This is a genomic window from Massilia sp. R2A-15 (assembly GCF_030704305.1).
GTDB lineage: Bacteria > Pseudomonadota > Gammaproteobacteria > Burkholderiales > Burkholderiaceae_D > JAFCUW01.
In genome coordinates, this window is record NZ_CP131935.1 from 197,831 (window position 1) to 220,977 (window position 23,147).

The 23,147-nt window shown below is 64.6% G+C and carries 21 protein-coding genes and 2 pseudogenes; 18 read left to right on the top strand and 5 right to left on the bottom strand.

Annotated features, from left to right (window positions below):
* The first annotated feature begins 43 nt into the window (after window positions 1-43).
* The 11 genes and pseudogenes from Q4S45_RS00875 (at window position 44) to yiaA (ending at window position 8,139) form a co-directional block, all read left to right on the top strand.
* Window positions 44-763, top strand: a complete 720-nt coding sequence (locus Q4S45_RS00875) for a response regulator (protein ID WP_305508256.1) — start codon at window positions 44-46, stop codon at window positions 761-763.
* On the top strand, window positions 760-1,140 hold the full coding sequence (locus Q4S45_RS00880; RefSeq protein WP_305508258.1) for a GTPase: 381 nt from the start codon (window positions 760-762) through the stop codon (window positions 1,138-1,140). Before Q4S45_RS00875 ends, Q4S45_RS00880 begins: the two co-directional genes overlap by 4 nt.
* An 82-nt stretch (window positions 1,141-1,222) precedes the next feature.
* Window positions 1,223-1,480: a DUF3567 domain-containing protein gene (locus Q4S45_RS00885; RefSeq protein ID WP_054266260.1), complete on the top strand. Its 258-nt coding sequence runs from the start codon at window positions 1,223-1,225 to the stop codon at window positions 1,478-1,480.
* Between the two features lie 139 nt (window positions 1,481-1,619).
* Window positions 1,620-1,682 (top strand): annotated as a pseudogene (locus Q4S45_RS00890) (class II glutamine amidotransferase); the annotation flags it as partial.
* 2 nt (window positions 1,683-1,684) lie between these two features.
* Window positions 1,685-1,792 (top strand): annotated as a pseudogene (locus tag Q4S45_RS00895) (DUF3567 family protein); the annotation flags it as partial.
* Window positions 1,793-2,036: 244 nt separating this feature from the next.
* Window positions 2,037-3,011, top strand: a complete 975-nt coding sequence (locus tag Q4S45_RS00900; protein ID WP_305505521.1) for an IS110 family transposase — start codon at window positions 2,037-2,039, stop codon at window positions 3,009-3,011.
* 129 nt (window positions 3,012-3,140) lie between these two features.
* Entirely contained in the window at window positions 3,141-3,908 is a 768-nt protein-coding gene (locus Q4S45_RS00905; protein ID WP_305508266.1) for a class II glutamine amidotransferase, read from the top strand.
* A gap of 107 nt (window positions 3,909-4,015) precedes the next feature.
* Entirely contained in the window at window positions 4,016-5,293 is a 1,278-nt protein-coding gene (locus tag Q4S45_RS00910) for an EAL and HDOD domain-containing protein (RefSeq protein ID WP_305508268.1), read from the top strand.
* 161 nt (window positions 5,294-5,454) lie between these two features.
* Complete coding sequence (locus tag Q4S45_RS00915; RefSeq protein ID WP_305508270.1) at window positions 5,455-6,396, top strand: ABC transporter ATP-binding protein; 942 nt, start codon at window positions 5,455-5,457, stop codon at window positions 6,394-6,396.
* A gap of 1 nt (window position 6,397) precedes the next feature.
* A complete protein-coding gene (locus tag Q4S45_RS00920) occupies window positions 6,398-7,672 on the top strand; it encodes an ABC transporter permease (RefSeq protein WP_305508272.1) in 1,275 nt (424 codons plus the stop codon).
* Between the two features lie 71 nt (window positions 7,673-7,743).
* A complete protein-coding gene (gene yiaA / locus Q4S45_RS00925) occupies window positions 7,744-8,139 on the top strand; it encodes an inner membrane protein YiaA (RefSeq protein ID WP_305508274.1) in 396 nt (131 codons plus the stop codon).
* A 40-nt stretch (window positions 8,140-8,179) separates the two neighbouring features.
* Here yiaA and metH read toward each other — a convergent pair whose 3' ends face one another.
* Complete coding sequence (gene metH, locus Q4S45_RS00930) at window positions 8,180-11,950, bottom strand: methionine synthase (protein WP_305508276.1); 3,771 nt, start codon at window positions 11,948-11,950, stop codon at window positions 8,180-8,182.
* Window positions 11,951-12,234: 284 nt separating this feature from the next.
* On the opposite strand from metH, the gene Q4S45_RS00935 reads away from it, so the two are divergent.
* Window positions 12,235-12,468 (top strand): BrnA antitoxin family protein, encoded by a 234-nt coding sequence (locus Q4S45_RS00935; RefSeq protein ID WP_305508278.1) that lies wholly within the window; start codon window positions 12,235-12,237, stop codon window positions 12,466-12,468.
* Window positions 12,469-12,556: 88 nt separating this feature from the next.
* Here the strand turns inward: Q4S45_RS00935 and fmt are convergent, their stop codons facing one another.
* Window positions 12,557-13,513 (bottom strand): methionyl-tRNA formyltransferase, encoded by a 957-nt coding sequence (gene fmt, locus Q4S45_RS00940; RefSeq protein WP_305508280.1) that lies wholly within the window; start codon window positions 13,511-13,513, stop codon window positions 12,557-12,559.
* Between the two features lie 16 nt (window positions 13,514-13,529).
* Window positions 13,530-14,072, bottom strand: coding sequence for a peptide deformylase (gene def, locus Q4S45_RS00945; protein WP_305508281.1), 543 nt, complete (start codon window positions 14,070-14,072; stop codon window positions 13,530-13,532).
* Between the two features lie 276 nt (window positions 14,073-14,348).
* On the opposite strand from def, the gene Q4S45_RS00950 reads away from it, so the two are divergent.
* On the top strand, window positions 14,349-15,446 hold the full coding sequence (locus tag Q4S45_RS00950; protein ID WP_305508283.1) for a LysM peptidoglycan-binding domain-containing protein: 1,098 nt from the start codon (window positions 14,349-14,351) through the stop codon (window positions 15,444-15,446).
* Window positions 15,447-15,453: 7 nt separating this feature from the next.
* Entirely contained in the window at window positions 15,454-16,518 is a 1,065-nt protein-coding gene (gene dprA / locus Q4S45_RS00955) for a DNA-processing protein DprA (protein ID WP_374046071.1), read from the top strand.
* A 96-nt stretch (window positions 16,519-16,614) separates the two neighbouring features.
* Here dprA and Q4S45_RS00960 read toward each other — a convergent pair whose 3' ends face one another.
* Window positions 16,615-17,559: a hypothetical protein gene (locus Q4S45_RS00960; protein WP_305508285.1), complete on the bottom strand. Its 945-nt coding sequence runs from the start codon at window positions 17,557-17,559 to the stop codon at window positions 16,615-16,617.
* 112 nt (window positions 17,560-17,671) lie between these two features.
* Here Q4S45_RS00960 and Q4S45_RS00965 point away from each other — a divergent pair, with 112 nt between their 5' ends.
* The 4 genes from Q4S45_RS00965 (at window position 17,672) to Q4S45_RS00980 (ending at window position 22,838) form a co-directional block, all read left to right on the top strand.
* On the top strand, window positions 17,672-18,136 hold the full coding sequence (locus Q4S45_RS00965; RefSeq protein WP_305508287.1) for a DUF494 family protein: 465 nt from the start codon (window positions 17,672-17,674) through the stop codon (window positions 18,134-18,136).
* Between the two features lie 196 nt (window positions 18,137-18,332).
* Window positions 18,333-20,993: a DNA topoisomerase III gene (locus tag Q4S45_RS00970; RefSeq protein WP_305508289.1), complete on the top strand. Its 2,661-nt coding sequence runs from the start codon at window positions 18,333-18,335 to the stop codon at window positions 20,991-20,993.
* Window positions 20,994-21,249: 256 nt separating this feature from the next.
* Window positions 21,250-21,843, top strand: coding sequence for a hypothetical protein (locus Q4S45_RS00975; RefSeq protein WP_305508291.1), 594 nt, complete (start codon window positions 21,250-21,252; stop codon window positions 21,841-21,843).
* The gene (locus Q4S45_RS00980) at window positions 21,840-22,838 is read left to right on the top strand and encodes a hypothetical protein (protein WP_305508293.1); all 999 of its coding nucleotides are present in this window, start codon (window positions 21,840-21,842) and stop codon (window positions 22,836-22,838) included. Before Q4S45_RS00975 ends, Q4S45_RS00980 begins: the two co-directional genes overlap by 4 nt.
* 88 nt (window positions 22,839-22,926) lie before the next feature.
* Here Q4S45_RS00980 and Q4S45_RS00985 read toward each other — a convergent pair whose 3' ends face one another.
* Window positions 22,927-23,139, bottom strand: coding sequence for an addiction module protein (locus Q4S45_RS00985; RefSeq protein WP_305508295.1), 213 nt, complete (start codon window positions 23,137-23,139; stop codon window positions 22,927-22,929).
* Window positions 23,140-23,147: the final 8 nt, after the last annotated feature.

Genomic DNA, 23,147 nt, shown 5'->3' on the forward strand with positions numbered 1-23,147 from the left:
GGGCGCATCCGGGGGGCGTATATCAAAGAAGGCATACACACAGATGGCAAACATTCTCGTAGTTGATGATGAAATGGGCATCCGCGAGCTGCTCTCGGAGATCCTGGGCGATGAAGGCCATGCGATCCAGCTCGCCGAAAACGCACAGCAGGCGCGCGACGCGCGCAATGCCGGCGCGCCGGACCTGGTGCTGCTCGACATCTGGATGCCCGACACCGACGGCGTGACCTTGCTCAAGGAGTGGCAGCGCGACGGCCTCCTGACCATGCCGGTCATCATGATGTCGGGCCATGCGACGATCGACACCGCGGTCGAGGCGACCCGAATCGGCGCGCTCAATTTCCTCGAAAAGCCGATCGCGCTGCAAAAGCTGCTCAAGGCGGTGCAGCAGGGCCTGACCCGCGCGCAGGAAGCGCCGCGCGCGCCGGTCGCCGCGGCGCGCCCGATGATCGCGCCCCAAGCCGAGGAGAGCGTCGCGCCGTCGGCGCTGTTCACGGCGCAGTCGCTGCAGTCGGCCGGCGCCGCGCCGCGCATGGGCGGCCTGCCGAACGGCGAGCAGCAGGGCCACAACCTCAGTTTCGACCTGCCGCTGCGCGAGGCGCGCGACGCCTTCGAGCGCATGTATTTCGAACACCATCTCGGGCGCGAAGGCGGCAGCATGACGCGGGTGGCCGAAAAGACCGGCCTCGAACGTACCCACCTGTACCGCAAGCTCAAGCAGCTCGGCGTCGAGCCGGGCAAGCTGGCCAAAAAAGGCGGATGACCGGCGGCGCCGCGCCGGCCCGGGTGATCACCACGCTGGTCACCGGCGCCGACGCCGGCGCGCGTGAGCGGCTGATCGCCGCGCAACTTACCTCGTCAAGCCATCCCGCCACCGCCGTCCTGCTCGAAGGTTTGCCTGACGGCCACACCATCCTTCTCCCTTCCGCCACCCTGTGGCTGGAACGCATCGCGCCCGGTTGCCTGTGCTGCACCGGCAATCTCGTTTTGCGTGTAACATTAAATCGTCTCCTGCGGCGTCGCCCCGAACGGTTGTATATCGGAGTGGCAACCACAGGTCACCTTGATCAGTTGAGATCGTGGCTTTTGCAAGCGCCATACGATCAGCTGTTGGAACTGACGCCGGACCTGCACCCTTGAAATCGGACCGGCCAGCCCCACCTCGTTATGGAGGCGGAGCGGAACGTCAGCCTGCTTAACCGTCTGATCGAGAGGAGTCACCATGAACATGATCTACAACAGCGAGCAGTACAGCGTCGTCGAGTTCGGCGTCGACCACAATCTCGAAGCCTTGCGTTTTGGCGGTTACGAGATCGTCGACAAGTCCGGCCGGCGCGAAGCGTTTATCGGTGGAAAGCTCGCCCAATCGTTCCGGCGCGACGTCAACAACCTGATCGCCAGCGAACCGACGATGGAAGAGATCGACGACTTCCTCGGCTCCTACGATTCACTGATGAGCCAGCCAGTGCTGCTGCACTAGGCACAACCCGAATGCGTCGTACCTGCGCACGCAGGTACCCATGCTGAGCGTAGCGTACTGGGAAAGCGTATTCAGCATGGGCACCTGCCTTCGCAGGTGCGACGACCGGTATTTCATCTGACATGGTATGCTCGATACCATGTGCCAACTCCTCGGAATGAACTGCAATGTCCCGACCGACATTGTCTTCAGCTTCACCGGCTCCGGCGCGACGTCAACAACCTGATCGCCAGCGAACCGACGATGGAAGAGATCGACGACTTCCTCGGCTCCTACGATTCACTGATGAGCCAGCCAGTATTGCTGCACTAGGCACAGCCCGAATGCGTCGTACCTTATACGCTGTGGAACACGTTATGATTTCTGAGGACGCTTGGAAAACGAAGGGCATGTAGGCTGAGTCGTACCCGAGGCTTCGAGCCTGTTGACGCAGATAAGCCGCATGTCCTTCCCTTTATCGCAGAGTGCGAACAGTATCTGAGGCTGCGAGCCTGTGTTCTTAAGGATGCACGAGATAAAGTCCTAGCGAAATCACCAGCGGATGGGGGAGGCTGCCATGGAAGTAGTCGGAATCGATATCGCAAAGCGTAAATTTGACTTGGCTTGGCTGTCGGGAAAAACGGGCAAGATTCGTAACAAGGCATTTGAAAATTCGCCCGTTGGCTTTCAGGCGCTTTGCGATTGGCTCGTCGAGCAGGGTATTTCGGCGAATGAGTGTCGCGTGGTGATGGAAGCGACCAGCCAGTATTACGAAGCTCTGGCGCATGCCATGTTTGACGCTGGATATTTGGTCAGCGTCGTCAATCCTTTGCAAATTAAAGCTTTTGGCCAATCTGAGATGCGCAGACAAAAGACTGACCGAGCTGATGCCGAGTTGATCGCCCGATTTGGCGAGCAATCCAAGAAGTTGGTCCTCTGGGAGCCTCCCGCGACGGAAGTGCGGGAGTTGCAGCGCCTCATCGCGCGCCTGGAAGCGGTTCAAGGCATGCATGTGCAGGAGCAGAATCGGCGTCACGAAGCGGCGGGCCAAGCGTTGGAATCGGTCGATCGCATATTGCTGACTTTGAAGGAAGAGGAAGCATTATTGACGCAAAAAATCCGCGATCATATCGACCGCCACCCCGGACTGCGGAATCAACAGGAACTCCTACGCAGTATTCCCGGGGTGGGGGAACGGGTTAGCAGTTATTTTCTTGCGTGGCTTCCTGTAGACCGCTTTGATAATATCCGCCAGATGGTGGCGTTCGTAGGACTATCACCGGAACATAATCAGTCCGGCGATTCGGTGCACGGCAAATCACACTTGTGCAAGCTAGGACATGGACGACTACGCAAAATATTGTACTGCCCGGCGATGACCGCGATTCGGTTCAATCCAGCTGCCCAAGCGCTCTACGCGCGACTTCGAGCTGCAGGCAAAGGGGGTAAAGTCGCGTTGGTCGCAGTCATGCGCAAGCTGATCCATTGGATGATGGCGGTACTGAAGAGTAACGCACGCTTCGATCCAAAAATGGCGCTTGCAAAAAATTAGGGACCACAGTATCTGCGCAGGCAGGTACCCATGCTGAGCGCAGAGTACTGGGAAAGCGTATTCAGCATGGGCACCTGCCTTCGCAGGTGCGACGACCGGTATTCCACCTGACATGGTATGCTCGATACCATGTGCCAACTCCTCGGAATGAACTGCAATGTCCCGACCGACATTGTCTTCAGCTTCACCGGCTTCGCCAAGCGCGGCGGCCACACCGACACCCACCATGACGGCTGGGGCATCGCATTTTTCGAAGGGGCCGGCGTGCGCCATTTCGTCGACCACCAGGCCGCTGTCGAGTCGCCGATCGCGGAACTGATCAAGAATTACCCGATCAAATCGAAGAACGTCATCGCGCACATCCGCAAGGCCACGCAAGGCCATGTCGCGCTGGAGAATTGCCATCCGTTCGTGCGGGAACTGTGGGGCCGCTACTGGGTGTTCGCCCACAACGGCGACCTGAAGGAATTTGCGCCCTTGCTCGACGGCCCGTTCCGCCCCGTCGGCAACACCGACAGCGAACTGGCGTTCTGCTACCTCCTGCAGCAACTGCGCGCGCGCTTCGGCGACACGGCGCCGCCGCTGGACCAGTTGCGCGCTGCGCTGGCCGAACTGGTGGCCGGCATCGCCGCGCACGGCGCGTTCAACCTGATGCTGTCGGACGGCTCGGCCCTGTTCGCGCACTGCTCCACCAGGCTGTGCTACGTGGTGCGCCAGTACCCGTTCGTCACCGCCAGGCTGTCGGACGAGGACGTGAGCGTCGATTTTTCGCAAGTCACCACGCCCGAGGACCGGGTCGCCATCATCGTCACCGAGCCGCTGACCACCAACGAGACCTGGACCGAATTTCGCCCCGGCGAACTGAAAGTGTTTGTCGATGGCGCGCCGCTGGCGTAATTGTTGGTCAAAAGAACAGAATATTTTTGCTTGCTTGATGACAAAAATTCACCAATGCAAGAGAATGGGGTAAAGTAAGCCCATTCTCCGTTCCTGCGACGACTGCGATGACCGACTACGCCAGCACTTCCCACGCTTCGAAAGAATTCGGCGTGCGCGACTTCTACCTGGGGCGCCAGCCTATCCTGGACCGCAACCAGGCACTGTTCGGCTACGAGCTGCTGTTTCGCGGCGCGCCGGCGGGCGGCGCGAGCATCGCCAGCGGGATGTCGGCCACCGCCGCCGTCATCGCGCACGCGGGGCAGCTCGGGCTGGACCGGGTCATCGGCGACGCCCAGGCGTTCCTGAACGTCGATGCGGACGTCCTGATGAGCGACATTTTCGTCTTCCTGCCGCGCGAAAAGCTGGTGCTCGAACTGGTCGACACGGTCGAGGCCAGCGCCGCGCTGGTGGACCGCATGGCGCAACTGGCCGGCCACGGCTTCCGCTTCGCCCTGGACGATGGCGCCGCCAACCCGGACTTCGAGCGGCTGCTGCCGATGGCCGATTTCATCAAGGTCGACACGCGCGCGCTGACGCCGTCGGCGCTGCAGCAACTGGCGCCCCGCTTCAAGCGCGATAACAAGAAGCTGGTCGCCGAAAAGATCGAGACGCGCGCCGAGTACGACTGCTGCCGCGAGCTGGGCTTCGATTACTTCCAGGGGTACTACTTCTGCAAGCCGATGGTGATCGGCGGGCGCAAGCTGACGCCATCGCAGATGGCCATCACCCAGCTGTTGACGCTGGTGAGCTCGGATGCCGAGAACATCGAGATCGAACGCGCCGTCAAGGGCGACGTGACGCTGGCGCTGAACCTGCTGCGGCTGGTGAACACGCCGGCGGTCGGCATGCGCCAGAAGATCGACTCGGTCAGCCAGGCGCTGATCGTGCTGGGACGGCGCCAGTTGCAGCGCTGGCTGCAGATCATGCTCTACGCCGACCCGGCGCAGCGCGGCCACAGCGCCTCGCCGCTGCTGATGCTCGCCACCACGCGCGGGCGCCTGCTCGAACTGCTGGCCAAGCGCCTGCGTCCGAGCCAGCGCAACGTCGCCGACGTCGCCTTCACGGTGGGCATCATGTCGCTGATGGACGCGCTGTTCGGCATGAAGATGGAGGAGATCGTGGCGCAGATCCCGGTGATCGACGAAGTGGCGGCGGCGCTGGTGCACCGCACCGGCTTCTTCGGCGAGCTGCTCAAACTGGCCGAATCGATCGAGCAGATGGAATCCGGCGAGGACATGGTGCTGCCGACGCTCAAGCAGCTGGCCATTTCCAGCGAAGAGCTGGTGGAGTTCGAAGTCGCCGCGTATTCGTGGAGCGACAACGTGGTGCGCTACGCGATTTAGGCCTGTCGTACCTGCGCAGGCAGGTACCTAACTTATTCCGCTCAGCATGGGTGCCAGCCTTCGCTGGTACGACATTCCCTGGCAAGTGGTGACAAATGTAATGGGCCAAGCCGTGCGCGGCCCGCTACACTTGCTTCACTGTCTATTCGGGGATCGCCGCCATGGCTTCTGTTCTTCTCAATGTTTCACACCTGACCAAATCGTACGGCGCCCGCCGCGCGGTCGATGACGTCTCGTTCAATGTGCATGCCGGCCAGACCGTCGGCCTGATCGGCCCCAACGGCGCCGGCAAATCGTCCACCGTCAGCATGATCTGCGGCCTGCTTCGTCCCGACGCCGGCAGCGTGGAGCTCGATGGCGAGCCGGTCACGCAAGGCCTGTCCGGCGCCAAGCGAAAGATCGGCTTCGTGCCGCAGGACCTGGCGCTGTACGACGACCTGCCGGCGCGCGAGAACCTCAAGCTGTTCGCCGCGCTGTACGGCCTCCGCGGCGCGGACGCGAAGCGCCGCTGCGACGAGGTGCTGGCGCTGGTCAACCTGCTCGACCGCGCCGGCGAGAAGCCGGCCACGTTCTCGGGCGGGATGAAGCGGCGCCTGAATATCGCGGCCGCGCTGATGCACGACCCGCAGCTCCTGATCCTCGACGAGCCGACGGTGGGCGTCGATCCGCAAAGCCGCAACGCCATCTTCGACACGCTCGAACAGTTGAAGCGCATGGGCAGCTCGCTGATCTACACCAGCCACTACATGGAAGAAGTCGAACGGCTGGCCGACCACATCGTCATCATCGACCACGGCAAGGTGCTGGCCGACGAGAGCCCGGCCGCGCTGCACCGGCGCCTGCCGGCGCAAGCGGCCCTGCGCATCGACCTGCACGACGCCGCGCCGCAGATACTGCTCGACGGCGTGCGTGCGCTGCACGGCGTGACGTCCGCGAATGGCGAAGGGGGGCGGATCGACATCCTGCTGGCCTCGACCGACGACGCGCTGCCGGTGATGGGCTACCTGGAGCGCCAGGGAGTGCGCCCGCTGCACTTCGCCACCGCGCAGACCAAGCTCGAAGACATTTTCCTCAACCTCACCGGGCGCTCGCTGCGCGACTGACATGACCGCATTCCTCGCACTCGTACGCAAAGACCTGATCCTGTTCCTGTCGGATCGCCGCGCGCTGCTCGTCAACCTGGTGCTGCCGATCCTGATTGCCACCTTTTTCGGCTACCTGTTCGGCGGACCGGGGCCGGCCAAGGGCGGCGCCATCGATGTCGCGCTGGTCCAGCAGGATAGCGGCGAAATCGGCGCAAAGATCGTCGCCGCGCTCAAGGCCGACACCACGCTGCGCATCACCGACATGAGTGCCGATCAGGCGCGCGAAGCGGTCGGCAGGGGCAAGCAGAAAGCGGCCATCATTATTCCGCCAGGCTTCGGCGAGGCGGCCGGTTCGGCGCTGTTCGGCTCCGGCGAGAAGCCGCGCATCGACGTGCTGTACGACCCGTCGCAGCAGGCGGTGCTGGCGATGGTCAAGGGCCTGCTGACGCAGCAGGTCATGCAGGTGGTGAGCTCGGAGATGTTCGGAGGGAAGGCCGGCAAGGCGTTCACCGACAAGAGCATCAAGCAGCTGGAACAGGCGGCCGGGGCGGACCCCTCGCTCAAGGACTTCCTGGGCAGCCTGCAGAAATTTCAGGCGCGGCCCGAGGTGCAGCGGACGGGCGGGAAGGCGGGCGGGCTGTCGATGCCGTTCACCACCAGCGACCAGCAGGTCAGCCTGGGGCCGAAGGAGGCCGGATACAACGGCTACGCGCATTCGTTCGCCGGCATGGGAGTGCAGTTCATCCTGTTCCTCGGCGTGAACATGGGCATCGAGATCCTGCAGGCGCGCCGCAGCGGCATCTGGAACCGCTTGCTGGCCGCGCCGGTGACGCTGACGACCGTGCTGCTGGCGCGGGCCGCGTCGGGCGCGATCATCTCGGTCGCCCTGCTGTGCGTGATGTTCGCGTTTGCGGCCGGCGTGTTCGGCGTCCATATCACTAACCTGGCTGGCTTCCTTGGCGTGGCGGTGTGCTTCGGCTTGCTGACAGCCAGCTTCGGGCTGCTGATCGCGGCGTACGGCAAGACGGCGGAAGCGGCGCGCGGCATCGCCGTCTTCGCCACCCTGATCATGGTGATGCTGGGCGGCGCGTGGGTACCGTCGTTCATGTTCCCCGGCTGGGTGCAGAAGGTGACGGTGGCGGTGCCGACGCGCTGGGCGATCGACGGGCTCGATGCGATGACCTGGCGCGGGCTGGGCATGGACGCGGCGGGCACCGCCATGGCGGCGGAACTGGGCTTCGCGCTGCTGTTCGCGGTGCTGGCGCTGACAAAATTCAAGCGAGAGCACCGATAGCCATTGCTGTTGCGCAAGGCTGTGTCGGGAGAAGCGGCTAGGCTGATGTCTTTGCCACCTGGGAGCGCAAAATGAACAATCAACCTTCTTCCGCCTTTGTCGGCGCCACCTGGCTGGCGCTGATTGTCGGGGTGCTGATGTACCTGGTCGGCCTGTGGAACGCCGGCATGGCGCTCAATGAAAAAGGCTACTACCTGACGCTGCTTCTGTACGGGCTGTTCGCCGCGGTCTCGCTGCAGAAGTCCACGCGCGACCGGATGGAAGGCACGCCCGTCACGGCGATGTACTTCGGCTTGTGCTGGATGTCGGTGCTGTCGGCGGTGGTGCTGATCGCGGTCGGCTTGTGGAATGCCGCCATCGCGCCGAGCGAGAAGGGGTTTTATGCGATGGCGTTCGTACTGAGCCTGTTCGCGGCGATCACGGTGCAGAAGAACGTGCGCGACACCGCGCGCGCATCGGCCATTTGAAGATGGGGTCAGGTGCGCAGCACCAGACCCCCGTCTTCGCTTACAGGTTCGGCGCCAGCCAGCTTTCCATTTGCGCGCCTTCGACGCCGCGCCGCGCCGCCATGTCGGCCACCTGGTCGGCGCCGATCTTGCCGACCACGAAGTACTTCGAGTCCGGGTGCGCAAGGTAGAAGCCCGATACCGCGGCGCCCGGCGACATCGCGTACGACTCGGTCAGCGTCATGCCGATTTCCTCCGGCTGCAGCACCTTCCACATGTCGGCCTTGACCGTGTGCTCCGGGCACGCGGGATAGCCCGGCGCCGGGCGGATGCCGGAATACTTCTCGCCGATCAGCGCCTCGTTGGACAGGTCTTCATTGGCCGCATAGCCCCACAGGTCGGTGCGCACGCGCTCGTGCAGGTATTCGGCGAACGCTTCGGCCAGGCGGTCGGCCAGCGACTTGAGCATGATCGACGAGTAGTCGTCGTGCGCGTCCTCGAAGCGCTTCTCGTGCTTCTCGATTCCCAGCCCGGCCGTCACGGCGAACATGCCGATGTAGTCCTGCACGCCCGAATCCTTTGGCGCGATGAAGTCCGACAGGCACTGGTTCGGCCGCTGCACGCCGTCGACCTTCGGCTTGACGCCCTGCTGGCGGAGGCCGTACCAGGTCAGCGCGACGTCGCTGCGCGATTCATCGGTATAGATCTCGATGTCGTCGTCATTCACGCTGTTGGCAGGCAGCAGCGAGATGACGCCGTTGGCCGTCAGCCAGCGGCCTTCGATAATTTTCTTCAGCAGCTCCTGGCCTTCCTCGAACACCTTCGACGCAGCCTCGCCGACCACCGGGTCGGTCAGGATCGCCGGGAACGGGCCGGCCAGGTCCCAGGTCTGGAAGAACGGGCCCCAGTCGATGTAGCGCGCCAGCACCGCGAGGTCGACGTTCTTGATGACGCGGCGGCCGATGAACTTCGGCTTGACCGGCGCGAACGGGAGCTTGGCCTTGTTGGCGCGCGCCTCGGCCAGCGGCAGGATAGGCAGCGCCTTCTTGTTGGCGTGCTGCTCGCGGATGCGCTCATAGTCCTGCGCGATGTCGTCGATGTACTGCTCGCGCGTTTCGGGCGTGAGCAGCGCCTGCGCCACCGACACCGAACGCGATGCGTCCGGCACGTACACCACCGGTCCTTCGTAGTTGTGCGCGATCTTGACCGCGGTGTGCGCGCGGCTGGTGGTGGCGCCGCCGATCAGCAGCGGGATCTTCATCATGCGGAAATGCGGGTCGCGCTGCATCTCCTTCGCCACGTGCGCCATCTCTTCCAGCGACGGCGTGATCAGGCCGGACAGGCCGACCATGTCGGCATTTTCCACCTTGGCGCGCGCCAGGATTTCGGAGCAGGGCACCATCACGCCCATGTTGACGACTTCGAAGTTATTACATTGCAGGACCACCGAGACGATGTTCTTGCCGATGTCATGCACGTCACCCTTGACGGTGGCGATGACGATCTTGCCCTTCGGCTTGGCGACGATGCCGGTGCGTTTTTCCTCGGCCAGCTTTTCTTCTTCAATGAACGGGATCAGGTGGGCCACGGCCTGCTTCATCACGCGCGCCGACTTGACCACCTGCGGCAGGAACATCTTGCCCTGGCCGAACAGGTCGCCGACTACGTTCATGCCGTCCATCAGCGGGCCTTCGATCACGTGGATCGGGCGGCCGCCCGACGCCAGCAATTCCTGGCGCGCTTCCTCCGTGTCCTCGACGATCCATTGCGTGATGCCGTGCACAAGCGCGTGCGACAGGCGCTGCTGCACCGTGCCGTCGCGCCAGGCCAGGTTCTGCACGTCCTGCTTGCCGCCGGCCTTGAGCGTGCCGGCGATCTCGATCATGCGTTCGGTGGCGTCCTCGCGGCGGTTCAGCACCACGTCCTCGGTGCGTTCGCGCAGTTCAAGCGGGATGTCGTCGTACACGCCCATCATGCCGGCGTTGACGATCCCCATGGTCATGCCGGCCTTGATCGCGTGGTACAGGAACACGGTGTGGATCGCTTCGCGCGCCGGGTCGTTTCCGCGGAAGGAGAACGACACGTTCGACACGCCGCCCGAGACGTGCGCGTGCGGCAGGTTCTGCTTGATCCAGCGCGTGGCATTGATGAAGTCCACCGCGTAGTTGTTGTGCTCCTCGATGCCGGTGGCGATCGCGAAGATGTTCGGGTCGAAGATGATGTCTTCGGGCGGGAAGCCGACCTGCTGCGTCAGCACGTCGTAGGCGCGCTTGCAGATTTCGATCTTGCGTTCGAAGGTGTCGGCCTGGCCCTGCTCGTCGAAGGCCATGACGATGACCGCGGCGCCGTAGCGGCGGCACAGGCGCGCCTGGCGGATGAATTCTTCCTCGCCTTCCTTCATCGAGATCGAGTTGACGACGGCCTTGCCCTGCACGCACTTCAGGCCCGCCTCGATCACCGACCACTTCGACGAGTCGATCATGACCGGCACGCGCGAGATGTCGGGCTCGGAGGCGATCAGGTTCAGGAAGCGCGTCATTGCCGCGACGGAGTCCAGCATCGCCTCGTCCATGTTGATATCGATGACCTGGGCGCCGTTTTCGACCTGTTGGCGCGCGACCGACAGCGCCTCGTCGAACTGCTCGTTGAGGATCATGCGCGCGAACGCTTTCGAGCCGGTGACGTTGGTGCGCTCGCCGACGTTGACGAACAGCGAGTCGGCATCGACCGTGAACGGCTCCAGGCCGGACAGGCGCAGCGCGACCGGCGCCTCGGGTACCTGGCGCGGCGGGGTGTCGGCCAGCAGGTTGGCGATCGCGGCGATGTGCTCCGGCGTGGTGCCGCAGCAGCCGCCGGCGATGTTGATGAAGCCGGCGTCGGCGAATTCGCGCAGCAGCGAGGAGGTGTCGGACGGCAGCTCGTCGAAGCCGGTGTCGCTCATCGGGTTGGGCAGGCCGGCGTTCGGGTAGATGCACACGAAGGTGTCGGCGATCTGCGACAGCTCCTCGGCGTAAGGACGCATCAGCGCGGCGCCGAGCGCGCAATTGAGGCCGATCGTCAGCGGCTTGGCGTGGCGCACCGAGTTCCAGAAGGCCGGCACGGTCTGGCCGGACAGGATGCGGCCCGAGGCGTCGGTGACGGTCCCGGAGATCATCAGCGGCAGGCGCGCCATGCCAGGATGCTGTTCGTAATACAGGTCGATGGCGAACAGCGCGGCCTTGCAGTTGAGGGTGTCGAAGATGGTCTCGACCAGCAGCACGTCGGCGCCGCCGTCGACCAGGCCGCGCACCTGCTCGTGGTAGGCCGCGACCAGCTGGTCGAAGGTGACGTTGCGCGCGGCCGGGTCGTTGACGTCGGGCGAAATCGAGGCGGTCTTCGGGGTCGGGCCCAGTGCGCCGGCGACGAAGCGCGGCTTGTCTGCGCTGGTGTATTTGTCGCAGGCGGCGCGCGCCAGCCTTGCCGAGGCGACGTTCATCTCGTAGGCCAGGTGGCCCATGTGATAGTCGTCCTGGGCGATGCTGGTGGCGCCGAAGGTGTTGGTCTCGATCAGGTCGGCGCCGGCCGCGAGGTAGCGCTCGTGGATTTCCTGGATGATGTGCGGCTGTGTCAGCGTCAGCAGCTCGTTGTTGCCCTTGACGAAAAGCTCGCGCGCACCGCTGCCTTCCGGCGCGGCGAAGCTCGCGAAGCGCTCGCCGCGGTATTCACGCTCGCCCAGCTTGTACTGCTGGATGATGGTGCCCATCGCCCCGTCCAGGATCATGATCCGGCGCGCGAGGATCTCGCGCAGCTGGATGTCGGTCTGGGAAACGGCGGCGGTGGTGGAAGTGGTCATGCTGGGGGCTTTCAATGGGGGAGGCGCGGAAGCGGTAGCATAAAATTATACGTCATCGAGCCATTTCGGTTTTCCGCAGGCCCCGGCGGCCATTGCGCCGCGGCAGACGCGGGGCGCTGGTCCGTGTATGTATCTTTGTGTATCTAAAAGCCAATTGTTACACAAAGATACAATTACCCAATCGTGCGCAATCTTTACGATACATGGCGGTTACAAAATGAATATTGGGGGTGGCCGTGGCGCCACTCCGATACTCGATGATGTAGCACGTATTGGAAAACAACATGAACAAAGAATTCGCGCAGGAGTGGGAAACGTCGGCAAGCGTCCCGGAGACACGGCCGACGGCACCGAAAACCAATGTGGTTGCGCTCAAGCAGATCGTCACGATCCGCCTCGACACCGACATGCTGGAATGGTTCAAGGGCGCCGGCCCGGGGTACCAGACGCGGATCAACCAGATTTTGCGCCAGTACATGGCGGACCATCGTGAGCAGGATGACGCACAGGTCAACTAATGTCGGAGCTATGCTGAGACGCGATAGAGTTCAAGCACGCTCAGCATAGGCACCTGCCTTCGCAGGTGCGACAGATCAGCTTGTTTCGCTAGTCGAAACAGAGTTCCGCCAGGGGAAACCCTTTAAGGAATTCGGCAGCCGGCAGGCGCTTGCCGCCCGGCTTTTGCAGTTCGGTCAGGCGCAGCGTGCCGCTCTTGCAGGCGACCACGATGCCATGCGTGGCGTCGGCCGCCAGCACCTGGCCCGGCAGCGCGCGGCTGTCGGCGTCCAGCACTTCCGCTCCCCAAATCTTGATGGTCACGCCGTGCACCTGCGCCTGGGCGCCCGGGAACGGGTTGAAGGCGCGGATCTTGCGGCCCAGTTCCTGCGCCGGCAGGTTGAAATCGAGCCGCGCTTCTTCCTTGCCAATCTTGGTCGCGTACGTGACGCCCTCGGCCGGCTGCGGCACCGCTTCGAGCGGACCCTGTTCCATCTTGCGCAGCGCGGCGACGATCATCTCGGCGCCCAGCGCGGCCAGCTTGTCGTGCAGGCTGGCGGTGGTGTCCGCCGCTTCGATGGCGATGCGCTCGATCATCAGCATCGGCCCGGTGTCCAGGCCTTCTTCCATTTCCATGATCGTTACGCCGGTTTCCTGGTCGCCCGCTTCGATCGCGCGGTGGATCGGCGCGGCGCCGCGCCAGCGCGGCAGCAGAGAACCGTGGATGTTGATGCAAGGCTTGATGTCGAGCGTGCTGCGCGGCAGGATCAGGCCGTAGGCCGCCACCACCATCACGTCGTAGTCGGTTGCCAGCAGGCGCGCATGGGCGGCGCGCGCTTCTTCGGCGCGCTGCGGGTCGGCGCTGTCCATGCGCAGCGACAGCGGCTGCAGCACCTCGATGCCGTGCGCCAGCGCGAACTGCTTGACGGCCGACGCGTGCAGCTGCAGGCCGCGGCCGGCAGGGCGGTCGGGCTGGGTCAGCACCAGCGGGATCTCGAAGCCGGCCGCGTGCAATCTGGCCAGCGCCTGCGCGGCAAACTCCGGCGTGCCGGCGAAGATGACTTTCATCGTGCGCCCGGGCCGCTTAGTAACGGCGGCCGGCGGCCTTGAGCGCCGCCTCGCGTTCGAGGCCGCGCACTTCCTTGACCATCTTGGACTTGATGCGGTTGCGCTTGAGCGGGGACAGGTATTCGACGAACACCTTGCCCATCAGGTGGTCCATCTCGTGCTGGATGCACACCGCCATCAGGCCGTCGGCTTCCAGCTCGAACGGCTTGCCGTCCAGGCCAAGCGCGCGCACCTTCACACGCGCCGGGCGCTCGACGCCGTCGTAAATGCCGGGCACCGACAGGCAGCCTTCGTCGTAGACCTGCTTTTCCTCGCTGGACCAGGTGATCTCGGGATTGATGAAGACCTTCAGGTCGTCCTTGGTCTCGGAGATATCGACCAGCACCAGCTGCTCGTGCACGTCGACCTGGCTGGCGGCCAGGCCCACGCCGGGCGCGTCGTACATGGTCTCGGCCATGTCGGCGACCAGCTTGCTCAGGCGATCGCCGAATTCGGTGACCGGCTTGGCCACCTTGTGCAGGCGGGGATCGGGGTAGCGCAGGATGTTCAGTAAGGCCATAGGTCGGACAACTCGGTAACAATTGAATAAGGGTTTGACGGCGCACGCAAATTTAATGCCCTAAATCAACAAAAACGCAACAGATACCCGGCATGGCCGAGCGTGGTTTGTCTTGCTAGTTCAAGGATTTATGTGCAGAATTTGATCCAGTAGGGCAACCTTTTCATCCGTCTGCCGGATGCAAGGAGCCGGCTCGTGCCTTTGCCCAAGCCTTGTTGGCGGGCGCCAGGCGCAGCCAGCAATGCCGTTTTCATGCCGCATTTTACGGACATCTCAATGAAAAATTTTATCACAGTCGGCACACGCATCGCAGGCGCCGCGCTATTTGCGTGCGCCGCGGCGGGCCCGGTTCAGGCCGCTACATGTGAGTTCCGTCCGAATGCGCCGGATCAGCACCTGGTGGTGCGCGGCGACACGCTGTGGGACATTTCCGGCAAGTTTCTCGAGCATCCGTGGTGCTGGCCGCAAGTGTGGGGCATGAACCGCGACGAGATCCGCAATCCGCACTGGATCTATCCGGGCCAGATCGTGTATTTCGACCGCAAGACCGGGCGCCTGACGCTGAACAAGCCCGGTTCGGACGACGCCGACGGCATTGCCGGCACTACGCGGCTGTCGCCGCAGATCCGCACCGAGGGCCTGGGCGTGGACGCGGTGCAGTCGATTCCGTCGGGCGTGATCGAACCCTTCCTGTCGATGCCGCTGATCGTGGAAACCAACGAACTGGAGGCCGCGCCGCGCATCGCCGCGGCCGAAGAGGGCCATGTCTATATCGGCAAGGACGACAAGGTGTACGTGCGCGGCGCGCTGAACGGCGGCACCTCGTTCCAGGTGTTCCGCCCAGGCAATGCGCTGCGCGACCCGGACACCGGCCGTCTGCTGGCCTACGAGGCGGTCTACCTCGGCACCGCCAAGCTGCGCACCGAAGCGAAGCCGGGCGTGGACGTGCACACCTTCACCGTGTCGAGCTCGAAGCAGGAGATGGGCGTGGGCGACCGCCTGCTGCCGGCGCCGCCAACGCCGATCCGCAACTACGTGCCGCATCCGCCGGAGCGCCCGGTCGCGGCGCGCGTGCTGTCGAGCTATTCGGGCGTGACCTACGCCGGCCAGAACCAGGTCGTCAGCATCAATCGCGGTTCGCTTGACGGACTCGATGTCGGCGCCGTGCTGCAGCTGTACCATTTCGGGAAGACCATCGCCGACCCGGGCGGCAGCAAGGGCTTGTTCGGCCTGGGCAAGACGATGATCAAGCTGCCCGACGAACAGGTCGGGACCCTGTTCATTTTCCGCGTGTTCAAGCATGTTTCCTATGGCCTGATCATGCAAACGACGCAGCCGGTGGAAGTCGGCGACGTGGCTAAATCACCGGAGTAACACCGCCGTGCAGGACACGGACCTTCGCCCCCCGATCGACGCGGCCGCACTGGCCGCCTGGATGCGCCTTGAACAGACTCCGGGCGTCGGGGCGGCGACGATCCGCCGCCTGATTGACGAGTTCGGCTCACCGCAAGCCATTCTCGACGCCGCACCGCGCAAGTGGCCGGCGCCGTCCGCCGAGCACCATCGCGAGGTCGAGCGCGCCCTCGACTGGCTCGGCCATCCCGGCCACCATCTGATCACCCTGACCGATCCGGACTATCCGGCCTTGCTGCTGCAGATTCCCGATCCGCCGCCGCTGCTGTTCGTGGCCGGGCGCGTGCACCTGCTGGCGGCGCCGGCGCTGGCCATCGTCGGCAGCCGCAACGCCACCTTGCAGGGCAAGGCCAACGCCGAAGTGTTCGCCCAAGCGCTCAGCTGCGCCGGACTGACCATCGTGTCCGGGCTGGCGCTGGGCATCGACGCGGCCGCCCACACCGGCGGCCTGAACGGCGCCGGCTCGACCATCGCCGTGATCGGCACCGGGCCCGACATCGCGTACCCGGCGCGCAACCGGGCGCTGTGGCAGCGCATCGCCGCCGAGGGCTGCGTGGTCAGCGAGCATCCGCCGGGCACGCCGCCGCTGCCGCATCACTTCCCGCGCCGCAACCGCATCATCAGCGGGCTGTCCGAAGGGGTGCTGGTGGTCGAGGCGGCGGCGCAGTCCGGCTCGCTGATTACGGCGCACCTGGCGGCCGAGCAGGGGCGAGATGTGTTCGCCATTCCCGGCTCGATTCATTCCTCGCTGGCCAAGGGCTGCCACAAGCTGATCAAGGAAGGCGCCAAGCTGGTCGAGTCGGCGGCCGACGTGCTGGGGGAGCTGCGCCGGATGCAGGTCGCGGCGGCGCCGGCGCCGGCCGCCAGCCATCCCTTGCTCGATGCGATGGGGCACGATCCGATCGGGCAGGATGCGCTGGCGCGACTGGCCGGCTGCGCGCCGGCCGATCTCAGCCTGGTATTGCTGGAGCTGGAGCTGGCGGGCCAGGTCGAGCGCCTGCCCGGCGGATTGGTGCAACGGCTGGTGCGCTGAGCGTTGGGGTCAGGTCCGGCGGACCTGACCCCGCCGTTGGACGGCGCCAATTGAAACCCCGTTTCGGCAGATCTCGCCGCGGCGACAAGAACGGGGTCAGGGGCGCGGGACCAGGCCCCGGCGGTCGTGGCGAATCCCCAGGCGATCGAGCTCGCCGATGAATTCGTCCGAATAGATGCTGTCGAGCGCCGCCTCGGGAAAGTCGATCAGCCCGCCGTGCGCCGTACTGTGCGGCACCGACGCGGCGATCACGCGTTCGCCGGCGCTCCACAGGCGCTGCAGGTGCGCCAGCGCGAGCGGGCTGTCGCGCAGGCCGGCATAGGCGCGCGGATGCTGCAGGCGCACCGCCTTCAGGTAGCACAGCACATACAGCATCATGTCGGCGCTGCCGCCGACGGCGCCGTCGAACCGGACCACGCCGTCCTTGCGAAAGCTGGCGTACAGCGGCGTCGAGGCGAGCGACTGCTCCAGCTGCGCCGCGCCGACATAGGCGTTCAGTTCGTCGAGCAGGGTGGTGAAATCGTTGCCGGAGGTCGCAGGCGTCTGCACCAGGTAGGTCTGGTAGCGGCCCGGCTGCCCGGACTTGAAGGCCGCCGGGAGCATGGCCGCCGCGATCGGGTAGGGCGGGGTCGAGCCGCGCACGATCTCGGTGGGCCAGGCGCGGCCCTCGAACACGTACACCGCCTTGCCGCCCGCGCAGCCGGACAGCGTCATGTCGAGCGCGTGGTTGGCCTCGTGAAATGCGGTTGCCACCGAATCGAAATCGATCTTGCCGTTGCGCCGCAGCCACCACAGCACCTCGTCGCCGGCCCCCGCGAGCGTGCGCGCAACCTGGGGCGATTGGGGCGCCGGCAGCGCGGCAAGCAGGGCGGCGCCGTCCGCGGTCCGGTCGATGGGCGCCGCCGGCGTGCCGGCCAGCATCCGGGCGCAATCGGCGCGGCCGTACAGCGGCTTGGCGCCGGCGGGCGCCAGGGCGGCGTGCGCGGCGCCGCCGGCGCACAGCAGGCTGGCCGCCGCGAGGCGGATGAAGTGACGGGGCATGCGCTTCCTGTGGTGTTGTCGGACCGGCCTGATTGTAGGGCAACTACGCTGCAAACCGCCGTTCGCCGCGCGCCACTTGTGCCGCGATGGCCTTAACTGATAGAGTAGAGCCATGTTCGATATCCTGGTCTATCTGTACGAAACCTACTACCGCCCGGACGCCTGTCCCGAGCCGGCGGCGCTGGCGCGCAAGCTCTCGGCGGTCGGTTTCGACGATGTCGAAATTTCCGAAGCGCTGTCCTGGCTGACCGACCTGACCGAAATGGCCGGCGCCGAGCACAGCGAGGTCACCGCCTCGACCGGCACGCGTTTTTACATCGGGCAGGAATTCGACACGCTCGGCAGCGGCGCGGTCGGCTTCATCCAGTTCCTCGAAAGCGCGAGCGTGATCAGCCCCCTGCAGCGCGAGATCGTCATCGAGCGCGCGCTGGCGCTGGGCGAATCGCCGGTTGGCCTCGGCAAGCTGAAGATCATCGTGCTGATGCTGCTCTGGAGCCAGGGCAAGGAGCCGGACGCGCTGATGTTCGACGACCTGTTCGGCGCCGACGACGAGCAGGCGCCGCGCCTGCTGCACTAGGCGCCGGCGGCGCCACTCCTGTTGTTTTGGCCATCCGGCCAGGCAGAGTCCACTTGCGAACTGGCGCGCAACGCGCTTATCATTGGCCGCACCTTACGGCTTACTAATAAGATATCTGGACGGAAAAACCAGTCCAGCGGCGAAGCCATGTATCATGCGCCAGCCGAACCCCTAAATATGTACGACGAGAAACCATATGACAAAAACCCTCATCATCGCCGAGAAGCCTTCAGTCGCGAACGACATCGCCAAGACGCTGGGCGGCTTCACCAAGCACGATGAGTATTTCGAGTCGGACCAGTACGTGCTGTCGTCGGCCGTCGGCCACCTGCTCGAAATCGCCGTGCCGGAAGAGCACGACGTCAAGCGCGGCAAATGGAGCTTCGCGCACCTGCCGATGATCCCGCCGTACTTCGCGCTGAACCCGATCGCCAAGACCGAGGCGCGCCTGAAGGTGCTCAACAAGCTGATCAAGCGCAAGGACGTCACCAGCCTGATCAACGCATGCGACGCGGGCCGCGAGGGTGAGCTGATCTTCCGCCTGATCCAGCAGAACGCCAAGGCCAAGCAGCCGGTCAAGCGGCTGTGGCTGCAGTCGATGACGGCCGGCGCGATCCGCGACGGCTTCCAGAACCTGCGCAGCGACGAAGAGATGCTGCCGCTGGCCGACGCGGCGCGCTGCCGCTCGGAAGCGGACTGGCTGATCGGCATCAACGGCACCCGCGCGATGACCGCGTTCAACTCGAAAGAGGGCGGCTTCTACCTGACCACCGTGGGCCGCGTGCAGACGCCGACCCTGTCGATCGTGGTCGAGCGCGAAGAGAAGATCAAGAAATTCGTCTCGCGCGACTACTGGGAAGTGCGCGCCGAGTTCATCTGCGCGGCCGGCGTGTACGAAGGCCGCTGGCTCGACCAGTCGTTCAAGAAGGACGAGAACGATCCGGAAAAGCGCCCCGAGCGCCTGTGGAGCAAGGCCGCCGCCGACACCATCGCGATGGCCTGCAAGGGCCGCCAGGGCAATGTGACGGAAGAGTCGAAACCGACCACGTCGATGGCGCCTGGCCTGTTCGACCTGACCAGCCTGCAACGCGAGGCCAACGGCCGCTTCGGCTTTTCGGCCAAGAACACGCTGGGCCTGGCGCAGGCGCTGTACGAGAAGCACAAGGTGCTGACCTACCCGCGTACCGATTCGCGCCACCTGCCGGAAGATTACATCGCCACCGTCAAGTCGACGCTCGAGTCGCTGGCCGAGAACAATAACTATCACCAGTTCGCCAAGCAGATCACCGACAAGGGCTGGGTCAAGCCGAACAAGCGCATCTTCGACAACACCAAGATCTCGGACCACTTCGCGATCATCCCGACCGGCGTGGCGCCGAAGAACCTGTCCGAGCCGGAACAGAAGCTCTACGACCTGGTCACGCGCCGCTTCATGGCGGTGTTCTTCCCGGCCGCCGAGTTCCAGGTCACGACCCGCTACACCGAAGTGTCGGGCCACCAGTTCAAGACCGAAGGCAAGGTCATGACCAACGCGGGCTGGATGGCGATCTACGGCAAGGACACCACCACCGCCGACGACAAGGACAACGCCGGCACGCTGGTGCCGGTGGCCAAGGGCGAGAAGGTGCACACCGAGAAAGTCACGGCCAACGGCCTCGTCACCAAGCCGCCCGCGCGCTACACCGAGGCGACGCTGCTGTCGGCCATGGAAGGCGCCGGCAAGCTGATCGACGACGACGAACTGCGCGACGCGATGGCCGGCAAGGGCCTGGGCACGCCGGCCACGCGCGCGGCAATCATCGAGGGCCTGCTGGGCGAGCGCTACCTGCTGCGCGAAGGGCGCGAGCTGATGCCGACCGCCAAGGCGGCGCAGCTGATGACCTTGCTGCGCGGGCTGGGCGTGAACGAGCTGACCGCGCCCGAGCTGACCGGCGAGTGGGAGTACAAGCTGTCGCAGATGGAAAAGGGCAAGATCTCGCGCGAGCAGTTCATGCTCGAAATCGAGAAGATGACCCAGATCATCGTCAAGCGCGCCAAGGAATACAACAACGACACCATTCCCGGCGATTACGCCACCTTGGCGACGCCGTGCCCGAACTGCGGCGGCGTGGTCAAGGAAAACTACCGCCGTTTCGCCTGCACCAAGTGCGACTTCAACATGAGCAAGACGCCGGGAAGCCGGCAGTTCGAGATCGCCGAAGTCGAGGAGTTGCTGAAGAACCGCACGATCGGCCCGATGCAGGGCTTCCGCTCGAAGATGGGGCGGCCGTTCGCGGCGATCCTGCGCATCGTGCGCGACGAGGACATCAACAACTTCAAGCTGGAGTTCGACTTCGGCCAGAACGATGAGGAAGGCGAAAACGGCGAGGGCGTCGATTTCACCGGCCAGACCGCGCTGGGACCCTGCCCGAAATGCAACGCCGGCGTGTACGAGATGGGCCTGGCGTATGTGTGCGAGCACAGCGTCGCCAAGCCGAAGACCTGCGACTTCCGCAGCGGCCGCATCATCCTGCAGCAGGAAATCCTGCCCGAGCAGATGGCCAAGCTGCTCAACGACGGCAAGACCGACCTGCTGCCGGGCTTCGTGTCGCAGCGCACGCGCCGGCCGTTCAAGGCCTTCCTGGTAAAGGGCAAGGACGGCAAGATCAGCTTCGAGTTCGAGGAGCGCAAGGCAAAAGCGCCGGCCAAGGGCAAGGCCAAGCCGGTAGCGGACGAGGGCGCGGAAGGCGCAGAAGAGGCGGTCGCCAAGCCGGCGGCGAAGAAGGCCGCGGCCAAGAAGCCGGCTGCGAAGAAGCCTGCTGCCAAGAAAGCCGCGGCGAAGAAGCCGGCGGCGAAGAAGGCTGCACCGAAAGAGTAAGCGTTGGCGTGGACCCAGCCCTTGGGCCGCGGCGCTGATCCAAATGAAAAAACCGCGTTTCCCGCGAAGGGACGCGGTTTTTTTTCATTCTGCGCCATCAGCTAGCACTTTATCGCGCCCCCCGCACCTCGCAGATCGGCCGATGGCGGTTCGGCGTCCGCCATGCTAGGGTCTGCTTTGCACGGAAGGCAACATCAACAGGCAAGCGCGCTTGCACCAACGGAGAAGAGCGATGAGATCCTCACGGCGAAGCGCATTGATCCACGCGCCTGCACTCATTCTCTCGATCTTCGGCATACTCGCCGTCAGCCGGGCGCTTTCGCTCATCATCCCTTCCGAGTTCTACTTCACTTTTCAGTCCCTGTTTTCCGACCGGGCCGCGCGCAGCATGGTGCTGGCCCTGTTCGGCAAGATGATGGGGCCGCTGCTGACAGGATTCGCGGCCGGCTGGATCATCTACGCGCGGGCACGTTCCTCGGGACGGCCGGGCAGCGCAATCGCGAGTTTTGCAAGGCGCGTCAAGCGGCAATGGATGCCGACGATTTTCCTGGCCGGCTGCTTTGCCGCCTTCCTCTCGGCCTGGCCGATCATCGTGTATTGGGATCTGCTGTCGAACCCCGAGGTGATGCACCTGAAGGCCATCTTCATGCTCCTGTACGGGCTGTACATGCTGGGCTACGGATATGTGTCCCTGTTCGGCTTCCTGGCCGCGGTGTTCATCAGTGAGCACCTGGAAGGCGGCGCCGATCCCAACCGGCTGGTGTCGAAGTCCGAACTTTCCCGCGTGGGCGCGCTCTGGCTCATCAACTCGGGACTTGCGTCGGCCGTCATGGATATCATCACCAAATGAAGGCCTTGCGGATGCCGGCGCCGGCCAGGCTCGCGCGATGGCTTCGCGGATTTCGCGATGGCGACGGCAGCGCGCCGCGTTACCTGGCGCTGCCCTTCATTGCCGGGTGCCTTGTGCTGTTCGCGTTTTTCGTCATCCCGCCGCAAACCTACAGTAACATCCGTCCCTTGTTCGAGCCGCGGGCGCCGCATACCGCTTCGGCGGCCACGCCGGCGGCCGAAGAGATACCGCGGGCTCGAGATATCGCGGTGCGCGTCGTCCGAATGGAAACGAACGGGAGGGTGCCGGAAGCGGTCGATCCCGAGCGGGCACGGCTGACGCAAGACCGGGTCGCGATCAACATCCTGATCCGGTCCGGATACGTCAGCATTGCCCAGGTGGACAATTACGCCGTCGAGGGCACGCCGCAAAGGTCGATCTATCACCTCACGCCCGACAGGACCGCGCTCGCCTGCGCGTCGATTGCTGCCGATGCGGCGGGTTCCGATGAGGCGGCCCAGGAAAAATCCCGGGCATTGCGGGCCACGGCGGCACGGCTGGCGCTGGCGGCCGTCGCGGTCGAAAAATTCCACCGCAGCGAGCTGCACCGGCGCGTCGAGTGGGCGTATGCGCGAGCGTTTTCGGCGCTGACCGGGCGCCTGCCCGACATCTCCCTGGGGCCGGCGCAGATTCGCGTGTCAACGGTCCGGCGGATCGGCGCCACGGTAGGGGGCTCGCAAAAAACCTATTCCGTGCTGCATGAATCGGACGCCGAACTGACGAAAACCCTGCTGGACGAATGCCGCTCCCTGAGATTGTCCGCGGCGATCATGTCCTACTACCTTGGCCTGCCGGCCGGCGCCAGCGCTGCCTGCGGCGGCAAGAACCGGCCCGATTGTCCCAGCGAGGCCGAGCGCGCGGCGAACAACTACACCGGGCATCGCAGGGCGACCAGCGCCATCGTCGATTACGGCCCCATCGTGGACCGGATGCAGGCGCTGCTGTCGGAAAACTGATCGCCCATGAAAAAACCGCGTGGCCAGGGCGACGCGGTTGTTCGTTGATGCGGGCCGGCTCAGCGCCCGGCCGCCAGTCGGCCTGGCCTTATTCGTGCCACTGTTCCTGCAGCGCCTTGATCGCCGCTTCGCCGTTGCGGATCGCCTTGACCCGGCTGACGATCTCGTTGCGCCAGGCCTCTTCCGCGTCCAAATCCTCCGCACCCTCGATGTCGAGCAGCAACAAACGCAGCAGGTCGTTTTTCTCGGCGCTGGTCAACAGCTTCAGTTTTCCGGCAATCTCGGCGACAAGTGTGGACATATCGGCTA

Excerpts from the sequence above, each read along its gene's own strand:
- Q4S45_RS00920 (WP_305508272.1), top strand. The coding sequence starts at position 6,398 with ATGACCGCATTCCTCGCACTCGTACGCAAAGACCTGATCCTGTTCCTG.
- fmt (WP_305508280.1), bottom strand. The coding sequence starts at position 13,513 with ATGAAAGTCATCTTCGCCGGCACGCCGGAGTTTGCCGCGCAGGCGCTG.
- Q4S45_RS00950 (WP_305508283.1), top strand. The coding sequence starts at position 14,349 with ATGAAAAATTTTATCACAGTCGGCACACGCATCGCAGGCGCCGCGCTA.
- Q4S45_RS00875 (WP_305508256.1), top strand. The coding sequence starts at position 44 with ATGGCAAACATTCTCGTAGTTGATGATGAAATGGGCATCCGCGAGCTG.
- Q4S45_RS00960 (WP_305508285.1), bottom strand. The coding sequence starts at position 17,559 with ATGCCCCGTCACTTCATCCGCCTCGCGGCGGCCAGCCTGCTGTGCGCC.
- def (WP_305508281.1), bottom strand. The coding sequence starts at position 14,072 with ATGGCCTTACTGAACATCCTGCGCTACCCCGATCCCCGCCTGCACAAG.
- Q4S45_RS00980 (WP_305508293.1), top strand. The coding sequence starts at position 21,840 with ATGAAGGCCTTGCGGATGCCGGCGCCGGCCAGGCTCGCGCGATGGCTT.
- Q4S45_RS00900 (WP_305505521.1), top strand. The coding sequence starts at position 2,037 with ATGGAAGTAGTCGGAATCGATATCGCAAAGCGTAAATTTGACTTGGCT.
- yiaA (WP_305508274.1), top strand. The coding sequence starts at position 7,744 with ATGAACAATCAACCTTCTTCCGCCTTTGTCGGCGCCACCTGGCTGGCG.
- metH (WP_305508276.1), bottom strand. The coding sequence starts at position 11,950 with ATGACCACTTCCACCACCGCCGCCGTTTCCCAGACCGACATCCAGCTG.
- Q4S45_RS00905 (WP_305508266.1), top strand. The coding sequence starts at position 3,141 with ATGTGCCAACTCCTCGGAATGAACTGCAATGTCCCGACCGACATTGTC.
- Q4S45_RS00915 (WP_305508270.1), top strand. The coding sequence starts at position 5,455 with ATGGCTTCTGTTCTTCTCAATGTTTCACACCTGACCAAATCGTACGGC.
- Q4S45_RS00885 (WP_054266260.1), top strand. The coding sequence starts at position 1,223 with ATGAACATGATCTACAACAGCGAGCAGTACAGCGTCGTCGAGTTCGGC.
- Q4S45_RS00910 (WP_305508268.1), top strand. The coding sequence starts at position 4,016 with ATGACCGACTACGCCAGCACTTCCCACGCTTCGAAAGAATTCGGCGTG.
- Q4S45_RS00970 (WP_305508289.1), top strand. The coding sequence starts at position 18,333 with ATGACAAAAACCCTCATCATCGCCGAGAAGCCTTCAGTCGCGAACGAC.
- Q4S45_RS00935 (WP_305508278.1), top strand. The coding sequence starts at position 12,235 with ATGAACAAAGAATTCGCGCAGGAGTGGGAAACGTCGGCAAGCGTCCCG.
- Q4S45_RS00880 (WP_305508258.1), top strand. The coding sequence starts at position 760 with ATGACCGGCGGCGCCGCGCCGGCCCGGGTGATCACCACGCTGGTCACC.
- Q4S45_RS00985 (WP_305508295.1), bottom strand. The coding sequence starts at position 23,139 with ATGTCCACACTTGTCGCCGAGATTGCCGGAAAACTGAAGCTGTTGACC.
- Q4S45_RS00965 (WP_305508287.1), top strand. The coding sequence starts at position 17,672 with ATGTTCGATATCCTGGTCTATCTGTACGAAACCTACTACCGCCCGGAC.